General features: G+C 67.4%; 23 protein-coding genes and 1 tRNA gene. 20 read left to right on the forward strand and 4 right to left on the reverse strand.

Going from position 1 to position 20357, the window contains the following annotated elements:
* The first annotated feature begins 68 nt into the window (after nt 1-68).
* From murI to IV501_RS07115, 5 genes are all read left to right on the forward strand, one after another.
* Nucleotides 69-929, forward strand: coding sequence for a glutamate racemase (gene murI / locus IV501_RS07095; RefSeq protein ID WP_200555748.1), 861 nt, complete (start codon nt 69-71; stop codon nt 927-929).
* Complete coding sequence (gene rph, locus IV501_RS07100) at nt 926-1654, forward strand: ribonuclease PH (protein ID WP_200555749.1); 729 nt, start codon at nt 926-928, stop codon at nt 1652-1654. Before murI ends, rph begins: the two co-directional genes overlap by 4 nt.
* A gap of 76 nt (nt 1655-1730) precedes the next feature.
* The gene (rdgB, locus tag IV501_RS07105) at nt 1731-2333 is read left to right on the forward strand and encodes an RdgB/HAM1 family non-canonical purine NTP pyrophosphatase (RefSeq protein WP_200555750.1); all 603 of its coding nucleotides are present in this window, start codon (nt 1731-1733) and stop codon (nt 2331-2333) included.
* Nucleotides 2330-3580, forward strand: a complete 1251-nt coding sequence (locus tag IV501_RS07110; protein ID WP_200555751.1) for an Nramp family divalent metal transporter — start codon at nt 2330-2332, stop codon at nt 3578-3580. Before rdgB ends, IV501_RS07110 begins: the two co-directional genes overlap by 4 nt.
* A gap of 24 nt (nt 3581-3604) precedes the next feature.
* Nucleotides 3605-4147 (forward strand): HEAT repeat domain-containing protein, encoded by a 543-nt coding sequence (locus tag IV501_RS07115; RefSeq protein WP_200555752.1) that lies wholly within the window; start codon nt 3605-3607, stop codon nt 4145-4147.
* Here IV501_RS07115 and IV501_RS07120 read toward each other — a convergent pair.
* The 3 genes from IV501_RS07120 to IV501_RS07130 form a co-directional block, all read right to left on the reverse strand.
* Nucleotides 4144-4812, reverse strand: a complete 669-nt coding sequence (locus tag IV501_RS07120) for a DedA family protein (RefSeq protein ID WP_200555753.1) — start codon at nt 4810-4812, stop codon at nt 4144-4146. The genes IV501_RS07115 and IV501_RS07120 overlap by 4 nt on opposite strands.
* A gap of 85 nt (nt 4813-4897) precedes the next feature.
* Nucleotides 4898-4979 (reverse strand) — tRNA-Leu (locus IV501_RS07125).
* Nucleotides 4980-5009: 30 nt separating this feature from the next.
* Nucleotides 5010-6197 (reverse strand): MFS transporter, encoded by a 1188-nt coding sequence (locus IV501_RS07130; protein WP_200556139.1) that lies wholly within the window; start codon nt 6195-6197, stop codon nt 5010-5012.
* Nucleotides 6198-6360: 163 nt separating this feature from the next.
* Between IV501_RS07130 and IV501_RS07135 the strand changes: the two genes are divergently transcribed.
* The 11 genes from IV501_RS07135 (at nt 6361) to IV501_RS07185 (ending at nt 15088) form a co-directional block, all read left to right on the forward strand.
* A complete protein-coding gene (locus IV501_RS07135; RefSeq protein WP_234698349.1) occupies nt 6361-7089 on the forward strand; it encodes an acylneuraminate cytidylyltransferase family protein in 729 nt (242 codons plus the stop codon).
* Nucleotides 7086-7958 (forward strand): N-acetylneuraminate synthase family protein, encoded by an 873-nt coding sequence (locus IV501_RS07140; RefSeq protein ID WP_200555755.1) that lies wholly within the window; start codon nt 7086-7088, stop codon nt 7956-7958. The genes IV501_RS07135 and IV501_RS07140 overlap by 4 nt, the downstream gene beginning before the upstream one ends.
* Nucleotides 7955-9241 carry a DUF6716 putative glycosyltransferase gene (locus IV501_RS07145; RefSeq protein ID WP_200555756.1) on the forward strand — a complete coding sequence of 429 codons (1287 nt, stop codon included), beginning with the start codon at nt 7955-7957 and terminating at the stop codon, nt 9239-9241. Before IV501_RS07140 ends, IV501_RS07145 begins: the two co-directional genes overlap by 4 nt.
* Before the next feature lie 60 nt (nt 9242-9301).
* Nucleotides 9302-10534, forward strand: a complete 1233-nt coding sequence (locus tag IV501_RS07150; protein WP_200555757.1) for a TadA family conjugal transfer-associated ATPase — start codon at nt 9302-9304, stop codon at nt 10532-10534.
* On the forward strand, nt 10531-11397 hold the full coding sequence (locus IV501_RS07155; RefSeq protein WP_200555758.1) for a type II secretion system F family protein: 867 nt from the start codon (nt 10531-10533) through the stop codon (nt 11395-11397). The genes IV501_RS07150 and IV501_RS07155 overlap by 4 nt, the downstream gene beginning before the upstream one ends.
* Nucleotides 11385-12332 carry a type II secretion system F family protein gene (locus IV501_RS07160; RefSeq protein WP_234698350.1) on the forward strand — a complete coding sequence of 316 codons (948 nt, stop codon included), beginning with the start codon at nt 11385-11387 and terminating at the stop codon, nt 12330-12332. Before IV501_RS07155 ends, IV501_RS07160 begins: the two co-directional genes overlap by 13 nt.
* Before the next feature lie 13 nt (nt 12333-12345).
* The gene (locus IV501_RS07165; RefSeq protein ID WP_307812224.1) at nt 12346-12519 is read left to right on the forward strand and encodes a hypothetical protein; all 174 of its coding nucleotides are present in this window, start codon (nt 12346-12348) and stop codon (nt 12517-12519) included.
* A complete protein-coding gene (locus IV501_RS07170; protein ID WP_200555760.1) occupies nt 12519-12914 on the forward strand; it encodes a TadE/TadG family type IV pilus assembly protein in 396 nt (131 codons plus the stop codon). The genes IV501_RS07165 and IV501_RS07170 overlap by 1 nt, the downstream gene beginning before the upstream one ends.
* Nucleotides 12886-13353, forward strand: coding sequence for a hypothetical protein (locus IV501_RS07175; RefSeq protein ID WP_200555761.1), 468 nt, complete (start codon nt 12886-12888; stop codon nt 13351-13353). Before IV501_RS07170 ends, IV501_RS07175 begins: the two co-directional genes overlap by 29 nt.
* A complete protein-coding gene (locus tag IV501_RS07180; protein ID WP_200555762.1) occupies nt 13350-13787 on the forward strand; it encodes a pilus assembly protein TadG-related protein in 438 nt (145 codons plus the stop codon). Before IV501_RS07175 ends, IV501_RS07180 begins: the two co-directional genes overlap by 4 nt.
* A gap of 143 nt (nt 13788-13930) precedes the next feature.
* Nucleotides 13931-15088: a geranylgeranyl reductase family protein gene (locus tag IV501_RS07185; protein ID WP_200555763.1), complete on the forward strand. Its 1158-nt coding sequence runs from the start codon at nt 13931-13933 to the stop codon at nt 15086-15088.
* Nucleotides 15089-15326: 238 nt separating this feature from the next.
* Here the strand turns inward: IV501_RS07185 and IV501_RS07190 are convergent, their stop codons facing one another.
* Nucleotides 15327-16577: an MFS transporter gene (locus IV501_RS07190; protein WP_200555764.1), complete on the reverse strand. Its 1251-nt coding sequence runs from the start codon at nt 16575-16577 to the stop codon at nt 15327-15329.
* A gap of 58 nt (nt 16578-16635) precedes the next feature.
* On the opposite strand from IV501_RS07190, the gene prfB reads away from it, so the two are divergent.
* From prfB to smpB, 4 genes are all read left to right on the forward strand, one after another.
* Complete coding sequence (prfB, locus tag IV501_RS07195; RefSeq protein WP_200555765.1) at nt 16636-17742, forward strand: peptide chain release factor 2; 1107 nt, start codon at nt 16636-16638, stop codon at nt 17740-17742.
* 130 nt (nt 17743-17872) lie between these two features.
* Nucleotides 17873-18637 (forward strand): cell division ATP-binding protein FtsE, encoded by a 765-nt coding sequence (gene ftsE, locus IV501_RS07200; protein WP_200555766.1) that lies wholly within the window; start codon nt 17873-17875, stop codon nt 18635-18637.
* Entirely contained in the window at nt 18634-19548 is a 915-nt protein-coding gene (gene ftsX / locus IV501_RS07205; protein ID WP_200555767.1) for a permease-like cell division protein FtsX, read from the forward strand. The genes ftsE and ftsX overlap by 4 nt, the downstream gene beginning before the upstream one ends.
* An 81-nt stretch (nt 19549-19629) precedes the next feature.
* Nucleotides 19630-20106: an SsrA-binding protein SmpB gene (gene smpB / locus IV501_RS07210; RefSeq protein WP_200555768.1), complete on the forward strand. Its 477-nt coding sequence runs from the start codon at nt 19630-19632 to the stop codon at nt 20104-20106.
* The last annotated feature ends 251 nt before the right edge of the window (nt 20107-20357 follow it).

Below are 20357 nucleotides of genomic sequence, written 5' to 3' on the forward strand. Positions count from 1 at the left end.
CTAGCGATGGCGCCCGGCGTCCCCGCACGCCGCAGCCCGAGGTCGTCGCCAGCGTAAACTCGAGTTCCGTGAACCCGCACCCGACGAACGCCGATGCCCCGATCGGCATCTTCGATTCGGGTGTCGGCGGCCTCACGGTGGCCCGGGCGATCATTGACCAGTTGCCGAACGAGTCGGTGCTCTATGTCGGAGACACGGCGCACTCGCCGTACGGCCCCAAACCCATCGCCGATGTGCGTCGCTACACCCTCGAGGTGCTCGACGAAATGGTGGCCCAGGGCGTGAAGATGCTGGTCATCGCCTGCAACACCGCGTCGTCAGCGATGCTGCGGGATGCCCGCGAGCGCTACACCCTCGGCCTCGGCATTCCTGTGGTGGAGGTCATCCAGCCCGCCGTCCGTGCGGCAGTGCGTCAGACCCGCAGCGGCCGCGTCGGCGTGATCGGAACGGTGGGCACCATCGGCTCGCGTGCGTATGACGACGCCTTCGCTGCAGCGCCGCAGCTGACGATTACCTCACAGGCGTGTCCGCGCTTCGTGGAATTCGTCGAGGCCGGCGTCACCAGCGGCGATGAGTTGTTCGCAGTGGCCGAGGAATACCTGGCACCGCTGCGGGAGGCCGGCGTCGACACGCTCGTGCTCGGCTGCACCCACTATCCGCTCATGTCCGCCGCGATCCAGCGGGTGATGGGGGAGAGCGTGACGCTGGTCTCGAGTGCGCAGGAGACGGCATCCGACGTCTACAACCTGCTGGTCGAGCACGGACTCGAGCACGACCCCGCCACGCCCCACACGTACGAGTTCGAGGCGACCGGCGACGACAAGACAGACTTCATCCGGCTTGCCCGACGCTTCCTCGGACCCGAGGTCATCAGCGTCGAGCGGTTGGAAACCGGCGTGATTCCCCTCCCCACGAAAGGCCTCTCATGACCCGCATCGACGGACGCACGAACGACCAGCTCCGCCCCATCACCATCGAGCGTGGCTGGAGCGACCAGGCAGAGGGGTCCGCGCTCATCTCGTTCGGTCGCACCAAGGTGCTCTGCACGGCGTCGTTCACCAACGGCGTTCCGCGCTGGATGACCGGCAAAGGCAAGGGCTGGGTCACCGCCGAATATTCGATGCTGCCGCGCTCGACCAACGACCGCATGGACCGCGAGGCGGTCAAGGGCAAGATCGGCGGACGCACCCATGAGATCTCCCGGCTGATCGGTCGTAGCCTCCGCGCCGTGGTCGACATGAAGGCGCTCGGGGAGAACACCATTGTGCTCGACTGCGACGTGCTGCAGGCCGATGGCGGCACCCGGACCGCGGCCATCACGGGCGCCTACGTCGCGCTTGCCGACGCGCTGGAGTGGGGCCGCAGCAAGAACTTCATCGGCAAGAACTCGACCCCGTTGATCGACAGCGTTTCGGCGGTCTCCGTCGGCATCATCGACGGAACGCCCATGCTCGACCTGGCCTACACCGAGGACGTGCGGGCCGAGACCGACATGAACGTGGTCGTCACCGGCCGCGGGCTCTTCGTCGAGGTGCAGGGAACAGCGGAGGGCGCGCCGTTCGATCGTCGTGAACTCGACTCCCTGCTCGACCTCGCGCTCGGCGGAGCGGTCGACCTGTCCCGAATCCAGAAAGACGCGTTGAACCAGGCCTAGCCGTGATTGACCGGCGAGCCGAACGCTGGGACGCTTGAGAGGCGAAACGGCGAGGCCGCGCCGGTAATCTCGGAGGATGACCGCGCAATTAGTTCTGGCAACCCATAACGCCCACAAAGTGGAGGAGCTGCGCAGAATCCTCGGGTCACGCCTCGATGGCATCGAGCTGATCGGCTACGACGGGCCGGAGCCGGTCGAAGACGGCGACACCTTCGCCGCGAACGCCCTGATCAAGGCGCGGGCGGCGGCGGAGTTCACCGGGCTACCGGCGATTGCCGACGATTCCGGCATTTCGGCGGCCGCGCTGGGGGGCGCCCCCGGCATCCACTCGGCGCGGTATGCGCAGCTGAACGGGCGTCCGATCCGCGACGATGTCGAGAACCTCGAGCTTCTTCTGCGCAACCTCGTGGGGGCGGATGACCGCAGCGCCGAGTTCGTCTGCGCCGCGGCGCTGGTGCTGCCTGACGGGTACGAGCACGTCGAACTGGGCATCTGGCCGGGCACGGTGCTCGACGAGGCGGTCGGCGGTGGTGGCTTCGGTTACGACCCGATCTTCAAGCCGGCGGGATACAGCGTCTCGGCGGCGGAACTGACCGCTGACGAGAAGAACGCCGTCAGCCACCGCGCGCAGGCGTTCGAGGCGATCATGCCGATCGTGCGGGAGCGGCTGCTCGGATGACCAGGGCCGCGCCCGCGCTCGTCGCCGCGAAGACTCCGCGGCCGACACTGCGCGGGCTCTTCCTGCTCGGCCCCGCCTTCGTCGCGGCGATCGCCTACGTCGACCCGGGAAACGTCGCGGCAAACCTGTCGGGGGGCGCCCGCTATGGGTACCTGTTGGTCTGGGTGCTTGTCGCGGCGAACCTCATCGCCGCGCTCGTTCAATACCAGTCGGCGAAGCTCGGTCTGGTGAGCGGCAAGAGCGTGCCGGAGCTCCTGGGCGAACGCCTGAGCCCGGCGCCGCGCAGGTTGTTCTGGCTGCAGGCGGAGATCGTCGCAGCGGCGACCGACCTCGCCGAGGTCATCGGCGGCGCGATCGCCCTCAACCTGTTGTTCGGCCTGCCACTGCTGGTCGGCGGTGTGATCGTCGGAGCCGTGTCGATGGCGTTGCTGCTGGTGCAGAGCCGGTTCGGTCAGCGTCCGTTCGAGAGCGTGATCTTCGGACTGCTCGCGATAATCGCGATCGGATTCCTCGCCGGACTGTTCATCACGCCGCCCGACGGGATCGAGGTGCTCGGCGGCCTGGTCCCGCGGTTCGAGGGCACCGACTCGGTGCTGATCGCGGCGAGCATGCTGGGTGCCACGGTGATGCCGCACGCGATCTACGTACACTCGGCGCTCGCCCGCGACCGGCACGGCAAAGCCGTCGGCGACACGGGGCGGCGTCGGCTGCTCCGCGCGACCAAGTGGGATGTCGGCATCGCTCTCGCCCTCGCTGGCGTGGTCAACATCGGCATGCTGCTGCTCGCCGCGGTCAATCTGCGCGGCGTCGGCAGCACAGACACGATCGACGGCGCCTACCGGGCAATCGGCAGCAGCCTCGGCCCGGGAATCGCGCTGGTGTTCGCGATCGGCCTGCTGGCCTCGGGGCTGGCCTCGACATCCGTCGGAAGTTATGCGGGCGGAACCATCATGGCGGGCCTACTGAAGCGTCGCATCCCGGTGTACGTGCGTCGCTCGGTGACTCTGATCCCGGCGCTGCTCATCCTCGGCATCGGCGTCGACCCCACTCAGGCGCTGGTGGTCAGCCAAGTGTTTCTGAGTTTCGGCATCCCGTTCGTGCTCGTTCCGCTGCTTCGCCTGACGGGTGATCGCCGCGTGATGGGCGACTACGTGAACTCTCGACTGATCACGATCGTGCTGACCGCGATCGTCGTTGTCATCGCTGCGCTCAACGTGGGTCTGATCGTGCTCACGGTGACGGGCTGACGACCGCTTAGGGTTGATGGCGCTATGACTTCTGATAACACCAGCCCCGTTCCCCTCGACGACAGCCCCGGAGACCGTATCGCGGCCGCCGTCGCCCTCTATGGCGAGAAGGCGGTAGCCGAGCGCGCCGCCTCCCTGCTGCGCGGCGAGAACGAGGGCGAGGAGTTTCTGCTCTGGGTGGGCGGCCGACACGCACAGGGCGTGCTCGACGGGGCTCCGCCCCTGTACTGGCCGGAGGTCTGGGGTGCGCGGGCGCTCACCTTCGTCTGGGACGACTCTGCGGCATCCGCTGTGCATCGCGGACTCGCCGATCAGGCCTGGCGGGTGCGCGAGATGTCGGCGCGCGTCGTCTTCACCCGCCTGCTGCCAGAGACGGATGCCCTGCTCGCGCTTCTCGACGACGAGGTCGCCCGGGTGCGCGTCGCCGCGGCCCGTGCCCTTGGTGCTGTCGCCGGACTCGAGGTTCGCGACCGCCTGATCGCGCTCCTGCAGGACTCCGAGAAGGAGGTGCGTCGTGCATCACACGATGCGGTGGTGCGGATCGAGAAGCGGCTCGGGTCGAGCTAGCTGGGGTCTGCAGCATCCCGTTCCCTGCGGGCGCGGATCCGGCCCTGCAAGTAGTGGATCAGCACGGGAATCAGGGTGAGCAGCACGACCGCGATCAGTACGACGTCGATGTACTTGATCACGAAGTCGGCGACCGGCTTCACGTTGCCGAGCACGAAACCGATGATGGTGACGCCGGCGCCCCAGATGAATGCGCCGATGGCGTTGTAGAGGGAGTACTTGCGGTAGTTCATCTTGCCCACGCCCGCGGCGATCGGGGCGAAGGTGCGCACCACTGGGACGAAGCGCGCGATGATGACCGCAAGTCCGCCGTACTTGGCGAAGAATTCGTTGGTGCGGCGCACGCTGGCCATGCTGATCAGGCCATCCTCTTTGCGTTCGAAGATGGCCGGCCCGCTCTTCTTGCCGATGTAATAGCCCGCCTCGCCACCGAGGAAGGCCGCGAGTCCGATCGCCAAAGCCACCCAGATGATCGGGACGTCGATGACGTGGCGGAATGTCAGCAGCCCGGTGATCAGCAAGAGCGTGTCACCGGGGAAGACGAAACCGATCAGCAGGCCGGTTTCGGCGAAGATGATCGCGCAGACCACGAGGAGAGCCCACGGGCCGGCGCCGGTGATCAGATGGTTCGGGTCGAGCCAGGGGAGGAGGGCGGAAGGCTGCAAAGCGGAGTACTCCAGTCGTGTGTTAGCCCGTAGAGGTGCTAGCTCAGGGTAGCGCCATGACTCTGGGAGCCGGAGAGCACATCTGTGCGGGAGAAGGGACTCGAACCCTCACGCCTTGCGGCACAGGAACCTAAATCCTGCGTGTATACCAATTTCACCACTCCCGCGGGGAGCGATCTATTGTATGGGAGAGCGGCTCAGAGCCGGTCGACCTCGGCGCTGCGTGCCGGCACGATCGGCACCGCGATCGCGGGGAACAGCGCGACGATGAGGAATGCCAGGGGATAGCCGACGATGGCGATCAGGCCGCCGACAAGCGGGCCGACCGCCGAGGCCGCCACGAACTGGCCGGTGTTCTGGATGCCGAGCGCACGGCCAGACCACCGCGCTCCCGACATCTCTGCGACCGAGGTGAAGGCGAGCCCGTTGTCGGCGACCGTGACGGTCATGGCGATGAGCAGCACCAGCGCCCCAGCCTGCCACCCTGCGGCCCCACTCGCCCCGAGCAGCAGCATGACCGCGACCGCGGACAGGGCGACCCAGCGCAGCGGTCCGACGCGGCTGCCGACCCGATCGCTCAGCACGCCGACCCCGATTCGGCCGACCGCCCCGAGGAACTGCGCGATGCCGACCAGGATTCCCGCGGCCAGCGGCGTCCACTGCAGCTGCGTCACCAGCCAGACCAGCCCGAACGTGGAGAGGGTGAACTGGGGAACGACGAGCAGGATCGAGACGAGGTGGATGCGCCAGAGGAATCCGCTCCCCCGGTAGGGATTGGCGGCCGGACCGGTCGCCGCCGGCGCGGACCCCCGCGGCGGATTCACGACGAAGATTGCGCAGAGCACGGCAAGAAGGGCGGTGAGCGCCAGCGGAATGACGAACGCCGCCGCGATCCCCTCGGTTGCGGCGATCGTCGGCACAGTCAGCGCAGCGACGGTCACACCCAGCGGCTGACACATCTGTCGGATGCCCATGGCAAGACCGCGACGCTCCTTGGCGAACCAGCCGACCACGACCTTGCCGCTCGCGGAGTTGGTGCTGGCGGATGCCGCCCCACCGAGCAGCAGGAAGACGCCGAGCTCCAGATACCCGTGCGCGGTGATCGCGCCGACGGTAGCTAGTGCGGTGAGCGCGAGCCCGCCGGCGATAACCCATTTCTCGCCGACGCGATCCGCGAGCGCCCCCCAGAGCACCAGGGTGAGCACCATTCCCATGGTCGGGGTCGCTGCGAGCAGGCCGGCCTGGGCGAGCGACAGGCCGCGCTCGGTGTGCAGCAGAGGGATGAGGAACGCTGGCGTCGAGACGAAGACGGTGCCGGCGGTCTGCGCGACAACGCCGAGCACGAGGGCGCTCCAGGCCCGGCGGGCGCGGAGTGCGGGAGGCATCGTCTCAAGAGCGGTCACGATTCCACGCTATCGCCGCAGCCGTCTCCGAGCGGACGGATGCCGGACACCATCCGTTCATTCGGCGTTGGCGACACTGCCGCCGAGCGTACTTAGTCTCTCCGGAATGGCTTCGAACCGAAGCCATGAGATCGAGAGGCAAGTCATGAGCGTCGTCGCCGTGATCCCCGCGCGCGGAGGGTCGAAGGGTGTGCCGGGCAAGAACCTGCGCACGGTCGGCGGGGTCGCTCTGGTGGCGCGAGCCGTGGCATCCGCACGGGCCAGTCGGTTCGTCGATCGCGTGATCGTCAGCACTGACGACCCGTTCATCGGCGCGGTCGCGACCGATGCCGGCGCCGAGGTCTTCGGACGCCCCGCCGCTCTCGCCACCGATCACGCGACCTCGGAGTCTGCACTGCTGCACGTGCTCGATGAGTTGCCCACAGATCCGGACGTGCTCGTCTTCATCCAGGCCACGTCACCGTTCATCGACGTGGATGCCCTCGACGAGGCCATCGACCGCGTTCTCAATGGAGGGGAAGACGTCGTCTTCTCTGCGATCGAGAGCCACGCCTTCCTCTGGCGACTCGCGCCGGGCGGGGCGCGCGGGGTGAACCACGATGCGGCCTTCCGGCAGCGCCGCCAGGATCGCACTCCCGAATATCGCGAGACCGGCGCGTTCTACGTGATGCGCGCAGGCGGGTTTCGCCAGAACTCGTTCCGCTTTTTCGGTCGTGTGGGGGTTGCGCTCGTCGACGAGCGCACCGCCATCGAGATCGACACCGAAGACGAATTGGCTCTCGCCGACTCGATGGCACCGCTGCTCGACCCAGTGGTCGTTCGCACGATGAGCCTCCACGACCACAGAAACAGTTACGAAGGGTGGACAGCATGACCGTCACAATTGGACGATCGACAATCGGAGCGGGCCAGCCGGTCTACGTGATCGGCGAGATCGGGCTCAACCACAACGGCGATGTCGACCTCGCGATGCAGCTCATCGACGTGGCGGCAGACGCCGGCGCGCAGGCAGTGAAGTTCCAGAAGCGCACGCCGGAGATCTCGACGCCGGAGCACATGAAGAGCACCCCGCGGGAGACCCCGTGGGGCACCATGACCTATCTCGACTACCGCTACCGCGTCGAGTTCAGCCGCGAGCAGTACGTGGAGATCGGCGACTACGCCACCCTCCGCGGGCTCGACTGGTTCGCCTCCCCGTGGGACGAGCCCTCCGTCGACTTCCTCGAAGACCTCAACGTCGTCGCTCACAAGGTGGCCTCCGCCTCGGTGACCGACCTCGGGATGCTGCGGGCGCTCGCCGCGACCGGCAAGCCGATCATCCTGTCGACCGGCATGTCGACGCTGGAGCAGATCGACGCGGCCGTTGCAGTCTTCGACCCGAGCAAGCTGATCATCTTGCACGCGACGTCCACCTACCCGCTGCCGCCCGAGGAGGCGAACCTGCGGATGATCTCCACGCTGCAGGAGCGCTACCCCGAGATCCCGATCGGCTACTCGGGCCACGAGACCGGCCTGCAGATCTCCGTCGCGGCCGTAGCGCTGGGCGCCACCGTCGTGGAGCGTCACATCACCCTCGACCGGGCGATGTGGGGCAGTGACCACGCCGCGTCGCTCGAGCCTGATGCTTTCGCGCACCTGGTGACGGACATCCGGATTGTCGGCGAAGCGCTCGGCGACGGCGAGAAGCGCATCTACCCGGGGGAGTTGGCGCCCCTGGCGAAGCTCCGTCGCGTGCCGGCATGACCGATCCGGTTCGGATCCTCGCCGTCGCGGATTCGGACTCCTACGTCAAGTGGGGTGCCGCGCTGCTCGCCCACGCCCCCGCCGGGTGGGACCGGCGGATGGTGGTGCTGGCGAGCCCGGTGCTGCCGAGCTCCGACCAGCTCACCGCCGCGCTCGCCACCGCCTCGCGCACGATCGGTCGACCCGCGGTGATCGACCTCGCCGCGCTGGCGGTCCGCGTCGCCAAGAGCAATCCGGATGTCGTGCTGCTGTCGGTGCGCGGCCCGCTGGTCAAGGTGGTGGTTCGTGCCATCCTCGGCGCCTGCCCGAACCGTCCGGTGATCGTGACCGGACTGCCCGGCATCTCGATCCCGGCAACGCGCATGGCGATCGCGCACCGCGCGCAGGCCGACCTGTTCGTCGTGCATTCGCGGCGTGAGATCACGGAGTTCTCGGCCCTGGCCGAGCGCATGCACATCGATCAGCGCTTCGGTCTGGCCAGCCTTCCGTTCATGCCGACCCCGGCCGGACCGCGCTCAGACTCCGGCGACATCATCTTCGCGGCCCAGGCCAAGGTGCCGGCGAGCAAGAGTGAGCGCCTCTCCCTGCTGGGCTGGCTCGCGGAGTCGGCGCGTCGGCATCCGTCACGCCGTGTCGTGGTCAAGGTGCGGGCGGTGCACGGCGAGCAGCAGACCCACGCGGAGACTCACGACTACGCCGATCTGATCGGTGAACTCGATCCACCGGCCCCCGACAATCTGGTCGTCGAGGGCGGTGCCATGGGTGCTCATCTCGCCGCGGCGGGCGGTCTCGTCACGGTTAGTTCCACCGCGTCGATCGAGGCCATCGCGCTCGGGTGCCCGGTTCTGATCCTCGACGACTTCGGCATCCGTCACAGTCTGATCAACACGGTCTTCGAGGGCAGCGGACTGTTCGGCGGGTCGGACGACCTCGTGTCGGCGCGATTTCACCAGCCTCACGCGGCCTGGCTCGAGCAGAACTACTTCCACGGCGCGGCGGCGGATGACTGGGTCGCCCAGGTGCGAGAGCTGCTCGAACAGCGCGCAACGGTGGGCCTGCCGACTCCCGTTCTGCCGCGCGGCGAGACCGGCGGCAAGCTGCGTCGCGCCTGGGACCGCAAGCGCGCGCTTGGCCGGTTCGACCGCAGTTGGTCGGGCACCGTGGCACTCGCGGTCGGGATGCCGGCGCTGGTGCTGTTGCGGTCGACGCGCAGGCTGCGCAAGGCACTGCGTCGCGGACCCGAGCCGGTGGTACTGCCCGAAGACACGCGGGTGGGGGCGTAGCGCGGCGGTCCCTGTGGATAACTCGCGACGCACTTTCGGCGGATCGCGCACACTGTTCGCATGTCGCAGGCGGTCACCCTCATCACCGAGCAGGTGCGTGAGCGCGTGCGCCGCGACGGTGTCGACCTCGGGCGTGACCGCTCGCTCACCGACCGCTATGTGCGGGACGCCGTGCGCAGCTACAGCGAGCGCGCCCTGTCGGGCAGTCTGCCGATGCTCGCCGACGAGAACCAGGCCGCGCGAGAGATCGTCGCATCGATCACCGGCTTCGGCGCCCTCCAACCGTACTTCGACGACGTCGAGGTCGAGGAGATCTGGATAAACCGTCCAGACCGTGTGTTCATCGCTCGCAACGGGGTGTCGGAGCTGACGCGAGTGGAGTTGACCGACTCCGAGGTGCGGGACCTGGTCGAGCGGATGCTGCAGTCATCCGGTCGTCGGGTGGACCTGTCGTCACCGTTCGTTGACGCGTCCCTGCCCGACGGGAGCCGACTCCACGTCGTCATCCCCGACGTGACCCAGAAGTCGTGGTCGGTCAACATCCGTAAGTTCGCCGCGCGCATCAGGGATCTGCAACGTCTGGTCGCGCTCGGGTCGCTGACGCAGCAGTCGGCCGAGTTTCTGCGGATGTGCGTGTTGGCCGGGCAGAACATTTTAGTGTCAGGCGCCACCCAAAGCGGCAAGACGACCATGCTGAACGCCCTGCTCTCCGCCGCGCGGCCGGGGGAGCGCATCATCACGGTCGAGGAGACCTTCGAACTCGATCTCACCGCGCGCGACACGGTGGCGATGCAGTGCCGCCAGCCGAGTCTCGAAGGCACCGGGGAGATCACCCTGCGTCGCCTGATCAAAGAAGCCCTGCGCATGCGGCCCGACCGTCTCGTTGTCGGCGAGGTACGCGAGGCCGAGTCGCTCGACCTGCTGATCGCGTTGAACAGCGGGCTGCCCGGCATGTGTTCGATCCACGCGAACGGCGCTCGCGATGCGCTGGCCAAGCTCTGCACGCTGCCGCTGCTGGCCGGGCGCAATATCGATGCTGCGTTCGTGGTGCCGACGGTGGCGGCATCCATCGACATCGTCGTGCACTGCGAGCTCGCGCGCGGCGGCAGGCGACGGGTGACCGAGATCGTTGCGCCGAGCGGGCAGGTCTCCGCCGGGGTCATCGAGGCGAGCACCATCTTCGCCTCGCCCCGGGGAGCGCTGGAGCCGACCGGAAGCTATCCAACCAAGGCGGCGAAGTTCCGCGCCGCGGGCTTCGACCCGAGCACGATTCTCGCCGGGGGTCTCGGATGATTCTCGTACTCGGTGTGACGCTCGGACTGGGGCTGCTGCTCGTCGTCTCGCCGGTCGTCTGGCCGGCGGGGCGAGGGCGCGAGGCTCGACCGGAGGGGCGGATGTCCGCGGGCCTCCGCGAGCGGCTCGCCCAGGCCGGGCTGCACTCCGTCTCCATCACCGCCCTCGTGCTCGTCTCGGTGATCGCCGCACTTGTCGTAGCAGCACTGTGCTTTGTGCTGGTGCCGGTGGCTGCGATCGCGCTCATCGCCGGGCTCGTCGCGCTCGCGCTGCCGGCCATGGCCGTCACGTGGCGGGCACGAGCCCGTCGCCGGGCCACCCGGGTGCTCTGGCCCGACGTCGTCGACCACCTCGTGTCGGCGGTGCGGTCGGGCTTGGCGCTCCCCGACAGCCTGGTCACCCTGGCGCACTCGGGACCGGTCGCCACTCGGGATGCCTTTGCCGCCTTCGAGCGGGAGTACCGGGCCACCGGCAACTTCGGTCTGTGCGTCGACGACCTCAAGCGTCGCCTGGCGGACCCGGTCGCCGACCGGATTCTGGAGACCCTGCGCATGTCGCGGGAGGTCGGTGGCAGCGAGCTCACCACCGTGCTCCGCGGCCTCGCGGCCTACCTGCGTCAGGAGGCGGCGATCCGCGCGGAGGTCGAGGCCCGGCAGTCCTGGGTGCTGAACGCGGCCAAACTCGGCGTTGCCGCACCGTGGGTGATCCTGCTGCTGCTCGCCACCCGCCCCGAGGCCGCTCGCGCCTACAACTCGCCGGGCGGGGTGACCATCATCGTTGCCGGGCTGGTCGTCACGGTGATCGCCTATCGCGTCATGCTCGGGCTCGGCCGCATCCCCGAGGAGCGCCGATGGTTCAGTTGACGCCGCTGACAGCCTGGAGCATCCTTCTCGGCCTGTCGCTCGGTCTCGGGCTGTGGTCGCTGGCGAGCATGCTGCCGCGCCTGAGCCGACCGCGACTCATCCACCGGGTGGCGCCGTACCTCGTCGATGTGTCGCCGGGTGCGCGCGAACTCCTTGCCCGGCGCAGCGTCGAGCCGCTTCCCGTGGTCGGTGCGCTGTTGTCGCCCCTGACCGGGCGGGCACGAGCACTGCTCGGTCGGCTGCTCGGTGGGCCGACCACGATCGAGCTGCGCTTGCGCCAGTCCGGGACCAGCCTGACGGTGGACGAGTTCCGGGCGCGGCAATTGGTCTGGGGTGTCAGCGGGGCCGGGCTGGGTCTGCTGCTCTCGATCGCGCTCGCTCGCACCAGTGGTCTGCCCTTCGCGATCCACCTGCTGATCGTGGCCGGAGCAGCGGTCGCCGGGGTGGTGCTCCGCGACTATCTGCTGCAGCGCGCGGCGAAGAGGCGCGTCGAACGAATCCGTGAGGAGCTGCCCACCGTGCTGGAGTTTCTCACGCTGAGCCTCTCCGCCGGTGAGGGAATCCTCGACGCCATTCGTCGGGTCGCCGGCGCGAGCCATGGCGAGCTCGCTCAGGAGCTCTCCCGGGTGATCTCCGCGGTCAACACCGGGCTCCCGCTGGCGGAGTCGCTGACCGGTCTGGCCTCCGCCCTGCAGTTGGCACCGTTGTCGCGGGCGGTCGACCACATCACCGGGGCACTCGAACGCGGCACGCCGCTAGCCGAGGTGCTTCGGGCGCAGGCGCAAGATGCGCGCGACGACGCGAAGCGCGAACTGCTCGAGGTCGCCGGCAAAAAGGAGGTCGCCATGATGGTGCCCCTGGTTTTTCTCATCCTGCCGATGACCGTGATTTTCGCGATCTTTCCCGGGATCGCCGTGCTGCAAATGGGTTTCTAGAGAGGGGATGCACATGAACACGATCAGAGGATGGGCGGCTCGCCTGCAGGGCGATCGGGGGGATGTGCCGGGGTGGGTGTTGATCACATTGATGACCGCAGGTCTCGTCGTCATCATCTGGGCTCTTGCCGGTCCGGCGCTGAGTAGCGTCTTCCAGCAGGCGATCGACAAGGTCACCGGCTTCTGATGCTGTCGGCAGTTCGTCGCGACGACCGCGGCTCGGCACCCGCCGAGTTCGCGATGGTCGCCGGACTGCTCACCGTACTGACGCTGTCGGTACTTCAGCTCGGGCTAGCGCTGCACATCCGCAACACGGTGTTGGACTCGGCAGCGGAGGGCGCGCGATACGCGGCGCTGGCCGACAACGGGCTGGCGGATGGGGTGCAGCGCTCGCGCGATCTCATCGCGGCGGCGTTGGGGCCGGACTATGCGCGAAACGTGACGGCCGAGTACGGCGCGTACCTCGGACATCCGTCTACCGTCGTCACGGTGCGCACGCCGCTCCCGTTATTCGGGTTAGTCGGGATCGATGGCGGGCTGGAGGTGAGCGGGCATGCAGCGCTGGAGACTCTGGATCGCTGAGCGGGCGGGCGCCGACACCGGCTCGGCCTCGCTCGAGTTCGTGACGGCCGGACTGATCCTGCTGCTGCCCGTCGTCTACCTGGTTCTCACGATGTCGGCGGTGCAGGGCGCGGCACTCGCAACGGAGGGGGCCGCACGGCAGGCCGTGCGCGTGTTCGTGCAGGCGGACTCGACCGCGCGCGCCCAGGCCGAGGCGCAGCGGGCCGTGGATTTCGCCCTCGCCGATTACGGGCTGAACGGATCGGATGCCCGGGTCGCCATTCGCTGCGCCCCGCATCCATCCGACTGTCTCACCCGCCGCGGCCAGGTCAGCGTGACGGTCGCCGTCTCGGTACCGCTGCCACTCGTGCCGCCCGCCCTCACGGTGCAGGTGCCCCTCGAGGTCCCGCTGGAGGCGACCGCGAGTGAGCAGGTGTCTCGGTTCTGGGGCACGCGATGAGAAACCGCTGGAAAGACGACGACGGCTCCACCCTGCCGCTGATGATCTTCTACGGCTTTCTCTCGCTGGTGCTGATCCTGCTCGTGGTGGCGGCGACCTCGCTCTACCTCGAGCGCAAGCGGTTGTTCACCGTTGCGGACGGCGCTGCGCTCGCCGGAGCCGAGTCGTTCGCCCTCGACCGTGTCGATGTGACGGCGACCGGGCCGAAGCCGAGGTTGGAATCGCCTGAGGTGAGAAAAGCCGTCGACGACTACCTCGCCGTCGCGCCGATTGCGCGATTCGACCAGCTGCATGTGGATCGGGCGGTGAGCGTCGACGGCTCCAGCGCAACGGTCGAGCTCTCCGCGTACTGGCGCCCGCCGGTGGTCGCTGCCTTCGTGCCGCGGGGCATCCGGCTAGAGGTGACCGCGCTCGCCCGGTCAGTGTTGCACTGACCGCGGGTAGCCTGCGCGGCGCGCTCGGGAAACTCCGCCCCCCACGTGAGTTGCACGTTCGAGTGGTTCTGGAGCGGAAATAACCACTCCAACGTGCAATTCGGCGAGGTCGACGCGAGGGCGATCCGCGTTAACCTGAATCGGTGACGGAACGCGAAGACCTGACCGACGGCAAGTGGGATGTCGTGGTCGTCGGCGCGGGGCCGGCCGGCTCATCCGCGGCGCGTGTCGCCGCCGAGCGCGGGGCACGGGTGCTGCTGCTCGACCGGTCCGAGTTTCCGCGCTACAAGACCTGCGGCGGCGGACTGATCGGCATCTCGCTCGATTATGTTCCGGCATCCGTTCGGGCGACGATCGAGCAGCAGGTCACCTCCGTCACGTTCACGCTGCGCGGGCACGCCGCCAACACCCATCGATCGCCGTCGCCGTTTCTCGGCCTGGTGCAGCGCGAACGCTTCGACCAGGCCTTGGTCGACGCCGCGATCGCCGCTGGGGTGACGTTCGCCGACGGGGTGGCTGTGCGGGCGATCGAGACGGATGCCGCAGAACTCGTGACCCTGACGACCGACGTCGGCGACATCCGCGGCTCCGTCATCGTCGGGGCGGACGGCGCCGGCGGCCGCATCGGCCGCTATGTCGGCGTCACTCCGGGCGGCATCGATCTCGCCCTCGAGCGTGAGATCGTGCGGCCGGCCGACGGGCGGAGCTGGGATGATCGCGTCTACCTCGACTGGGGGAGCGAGCCGGGAACGTACGCCTGGATGTTCCCCAAGACGGAGACGCTGACGGTCGGGGTGATCCAGGCGAAAGGATCGCCGGACGCGACGCGCAGTTACCTCGACCGCTACGTCGGCGAACTCGACCTGGCCGATGCCGAGGTCGCCCGCGCCAGTGGACACCTCGCCCAGTGGCGCACGGCCGACTCCCCGCTGCGGCGTGGACCGGTGATCGTCGTCGGCGACGCCGCCGCGCTGCTCGACCCGTTCACGCGCGAGGGGATCTCCTTCGCGCTCCGGTCGGGAAGCTGGGCGGGCGTGGCAGCGGCATCCGCTGTCCGAGGGAATGCGACGGCGCTGGAGGACTACGCCGAGCGGGTGCGAGCAGAGCTGCAGCCCGAGATCGCGGCGGGGTCGCGCGTGCTTCGGCTGTTCGAACGCCGACCCGGGCTCGTTCATGGGCTGATCGGCTACACGGTGGTCGGGGCGCGCCTGTTCATCCGTGTCTGCCGCGGGCAGCTCACGCTTGCCGACCTGTTTCGCCACCGCGTGACGCGCCTAGCGCTGGCGCTCTTCCGCCGCTGAGCCTGCCGACATCCCGTCCTTCCGACATCCGGTCCTTCCGACATCCGTCCTTCCGACATCCGCACTTCCGACATCCGCACTTCCGCACTTCCGAAATGCAGGTAATGCGCGAGCAAGTGCGGAGTGTCGGCGCAGACGCGCCGACATCCAGACAGAATTTCCTTCATTTCGGAACTGAGCGGAGCGGCCGTCTTTTCGGAAGTGCGGGGCGCGCGCAGAGCAGCCGGAGCGGATACCCCTACGCCGGGCGGCGCGTGTGCGGTGAGTACCGCGGAACGTAGCGCAGCAGGATGCCTGCGCCGACCAGCCCGAGCACACCCATCACTCCGCTCGCGAAGGCGATGGACACCAGGGCGGTGAGAGCCGAGAGGGCGAGCGGTGCTCCGGCACCGCCGGAATCCCCGGTGAAGCGCCAGGCGCCGAGGAAGGGCGCGGGGTTGCGCTGGTCGGCGAGGTCAGCGCCCAACGTCATCAGGATGCCGCTGCCCACGCCGTTCGCGATCGACATGAAGAAGGCGGCGATCACGAACCACACGAAGGCGCCGGGCACGTTGTGAGTGAACGCGAGCAGAAGGTGACCGATGCCGAGCCCGATCATCGAGGGCAGGGCGCTCCACAGCCGGCCGAAGCGATCCATGATCTGACCGCTGGCGTAGAAAAGAGCGAAATCGATGGCGCCGGCGATGCCGATCACCAGCGCGGTCTGGGTGTCTTGCACGCCGATGCTGACTGCCCAGAGCGGCAGGATCACCTGGCGGCTCGCCCGCATCGCCCCGATCAGGCCAGCTCCCGTGCCGAGTCGCAGCAGTACGGCACGGCTGTTCCAGATGGTGCGGAACAGCCCGTGGCTCTCGGCCGCGACGAATTTCTCGCCCTCACGGTTCGGCGAGGCGATGCGCTTCTCCACCAGCGCTTCGGTTGGATCCTTGAGCACGAACAGCAGGATCGCGGCACCGATGCAGCCCACGATGTGCACCCAGAACACGGCCTGCGTCGACCCGGTGAGATGGATGATCGCGGCGCTGATGAACGGTCCGATGAAGTACCCCAGCCGGAACGTGCCGCCGAGCGTCGACAGAGATCTGGCGCGAAAGTGGATCGGCACGAAGCTGGTCATGAAGGCATGCCTGGCCAGAGCGAAGACGGCCGTAGAGAGCCCGATCGCGAAGATCCCGATACCGAGAACCAGCGGGTTCGGCGCCACCAGTGCGGTGATCAGTCCGACCACCGAGAGCAGTGCTGCGTAGATCATGGCGTTGCGCTCGCCGATGTGCGCGACGATCCAGCCGCTCGGAATGTCGCCGAAGAGCTGCCCGACCAGGATCATCGAGGCGATGACGCCCGAGATCGCGAGCGTCGCGCCGAGGTTGTCGGCGACCACGGGGATGATCGGGATGATCGCGCCCTCACCGATGGAGAACAGCAGCGTGGGGGCGATCGCGGGGAGGACGATGGAGCGGAAATTGAAGTCATTCTGCGCCTCGCTCATCCCTTCGATGCTATCCCCGCCGAGCTCGCAGCCCCGCTCCGGTAGTCTTGAGCGCGACATGGACGAGCTCGATTTCTCTGAACAGATCGCTTCCCTTCGCTCGACCTTCGCGGACATCCGTTCCGTCATCGGTGTCGACCGTCTCATCGCCGAGATCTCCGACCTGAGCGAGCAGGCCGGCGTGCCCGACCTGTGGGACGACACCGAGAAGGCGCAGAAGGTGACGAGCGCGCTCAGCCACCGACAGGCCGAGCTCGCGAAGGTGAACAGCATCCAGTCGCGACTCGACGACCTCGAGATCATGGTCGAGCTCGCCAACGAAGAGGCGGATGTCGCTGCCGCAGCCGAGGCGCGCACCGAGCTGGAGAGCATTCAGAAGGTGCTCGGCGAGCTCGAGGTGCAGACGCTGCTGAACGGCGAGTGGGACTCCCACCCCGCCGTGATCACCATCCGTGCGGGAGCCGGGGGAGTGGATGCTGCGGACTTCGCGGAAATGCTGCAGCGCATGTACCTCCGCTGGGCCGAACAGCACGGGTATCCCGCGACGATCATGGACACAAGCTACGCGGAGGAGGCCGGCATCAAGTCGACCACCTTCGAGATCAACGCACCCTTCGCCTTCGGAACGCTGGGCGTCGAGGCCGGCACACACCGCCTGGTGCGAATGAGCCCCTTCAACTCGGCGGGCAAGCGTCAGACCAGCTTTGCGGCGGTGGAGGTGATCCCGCTGATCGAGGAGGCCGGAGCGATCGAGGTTCCCGACAACGACATCCGTGTCGATGTGTTCCGCTCCAGCGGCCCCGGCGGCCAGTCGGTCAACACCACCGACTCGGCAGTGCGCATCACCCACCTTCCGACCGGCATCGTCGTCTCGATGCAGAACGAGAAGAGCCAGATTCAGAACCGCGCCGCGGCGATGCGCGTGCTGCAGAGCCGGCTGCTGATCATGCAGCGCGAGCAGGAGGCCGCTGCGAAGAAGGAGCTCGCGGGCAACATCACCGCGAGCTGGGGCGACCAGATGCGCAGCTACGTCTTGGCGCCGTACCAGATGGTCAAAGACCTCCGCACCGACTTCGAGGTCAACAACCCCTCGGCGGTGTTCGACGGCGACCTCGACGGCTTCATCAACGCCGGAATAAAGTGGCGCAAGCGCGACAAGGACTAGGCACGCAGCCACGACTCTGTCGCTCCGTCAGCTGCGGGGTTACGAGCAGGTAGCGCGTTCCTGTGAGTGTCGAGATGCGGCCTGTCGTGCCCCCGATTCCGGGGCGTCATTGCTTAGGGTCGTTCTCGCCATGATTCGGTTTGACCAGGTAACCAAGCTCTATAAGAGCAACGCACGGCCGGCGCTCAACGCGGTCTCCCTCGAGATACTCCGAGGGGAGTTCGTGTTTCTCGTCGGCGCCTCTGGCAGCGGCAAATCGAGCTTCCTCAGGTTGGTGCTCAAGGAGGAGACTCCGAGCCGCGGCCAGATCCACGTGCTCGGGCAGAACCTCGGGCAGCTCTCGAGTCGCAAGGTGCCCTACTTCAGGCGCAACCTCGGGGTGGTGTTCCAAGACTTCCGCCTGCTGCCGCAGAAGTCGGTCTTCGACAACGTCGCGTTCACCCTCCAGGTGATCGGCAAGTCGAAGGGCTTCATCCAGGAAGCTGTTCCGGATGTGTTGCGCATGGTCGGACTCGCCGGCAAGACCAACCGCCTCCCGCACGAACTCTCCGGTGGTGAGCAGCAGCGGGTGGCCATCGCCCGCGCGATCGTGAACAAGCCGGCCATCCTGCTCGCCGATGAGCCGACCGGTAACCTCGACCCGTCGACCAGCGCGGGCATCATGACCCTTCTCGAGCGCATCAGCAAGGGCGGAACGACCGTGCTGATGGCCACCCACGATGCCGGCATCGTCGACCAGATGCAGCGCCGCGTCATCGAGCTCGTCGCCGGCCAGGTGGTGCGCGATGAGCGTCAGGGCGGGTACCAGACCCAGACGGTTCCGATCCAGAGATTCGGCGCACAGCCGGGGTACGGCGACATCGGTATCGCCGGGCAGTCGGAGGCGACGCGATGAGATTCGGACTGATCATGTCCGAGGTCGGCAACGGCCTGCGGCGTAACTTCTCGATGGTGGTCTCGGTGATTCTCGTCACCTTCATCTCGCTGACCTTCGTCGGTGCCGCCATCCTGCTGCAGTTTCAGATCGGCCAGATGAAGGGCTATTGGAACGATCGCGCCCAGGTGGCCGTCTACCTCTGCACCGACAATTCGTCCACCGGCAACTGCAAGCTGACCGAGGCGACGGATGCCCAGAAAGAGCTGATCAAAACCCAGCTCGACACCCCGGCGCTCGCCGATCTGATCAAGTCGGTGAGCTTCCAGAATCACAAACAGGTCTACGCGCAGTACAAGGCCAGCTTCGGTGACACCACCGGCTCCGACTTCATCACCCCCTCCGACCTGCCGGAGACCTACTCGATCAGCCTCAAGGACCCGCAGCAGGCACCGGTGATCTCCGAAAGCCTCTCGAGTCTGGCGGGCGTCGAACAGGTGGTCGACCAGCGTAAATACCTCGACCCGATCTTCAGCGCCCTGAATGCGGCAAGCCTCACGGCGGTGGGCATCGCGGTGCTGATGCTCGTCGCTGCCGTGCTGCTGATCGCCACCACCATCCGGCTCTCCGCCTTCTCGCGGCGGCGCGAGCTGGGAATCATGAGGCTGGTCGGTGCCTCGAACCGCTTCATCCAGACGCCGTTCATCCTCGAGGGGGTGATCGCCGCGCTGATCGGATCGGTGCTGGCGAGCGTCGCCGTGGTGCTGATCGTCAAATTCTTCGTGCGCGGCTATCTGGCCGAGCAATCGCAGGGGTTCCCATTCATCGGCTTCGGCGAGGGACTCATCGTGGTGCCGATCCTGCTGGTGGTGGGGGCGGTGCTCGCGGCGTCCTCGGCCAGCGTGGCGATCGGGCGCTACCTCAAGGTCTAGATCCGTTCGCGAATCGGCGTCTGCACGGATAGACTGATGGGCTGCTCGGACTCGCCGGGCACAGCATCCAGGAGTTGAATCGTGCCCAGGGAACGTGGCCAGAACATCGTGGCCACCAATCGCAAGGCGCGCCACGACTACACCATCGAAGACACCTATGAGGCGGGACTCTCGCTGACAGGCACCGAGGTGAAGTCGTTGCGGGCCGGTCGGGCGTCCCTGGTCGACGGCTACGCGTTCATCGAGAACGGCGAGGCGTGGCTGGATGCCGTGCACATCCCCGAGTACAACCAGGGCACCTGGAACAATCATCCGCCCCGCCGCAAGCGCAAACTGCTGCTGCACAAGGCGCAGATCCTCAAGATCCACAACAAGGTCAAAGAGGGCGGGTACACGATCGTGCCGCTGCAGATCTATTTCAGCGACGGCCGGGCCAAGGTTGAGATCGCGGTGGCCAAGGGCAAGCGCGAGTACGACAAGCGCCAGGCGCTGCGCGAGCGCCAGGACAACCGCGAGGCAGATCGGGCGATGTCGGCCCGCCGCAACCTCGGCGATTAGCTGCCCCTTCTCGCTCCCTCTCTCTCGCTGAGTTGCATGTTTTGGCTGTTCTCAGCGCGTCAAAGCAGCCAAAACATGCAACTCACGGTGGTGGTTGGCGGTGTGGAGAGCGGATGTCGGCGGCTCGCGTGATACTGGAGGGAATCAGCATCCCGTTCCTGATGTTCTATGCTGAATAGCCGCGTGCACGTCGCGTGGTTTTGGAAACTCAACAGTGTGCGATAGCGACCCGGTCTTCACCGACCGCGCTT

Source organism: Lacisediminihabitans changchengi (genome assembly GCF_016634425.1).
GTDB lineage: Bacteria > Actinomycetota > Actinomycetes > Actinomycetales > Microbacteriaceae > Lacisediminihabitans > Lacisediminihabitans changchengi.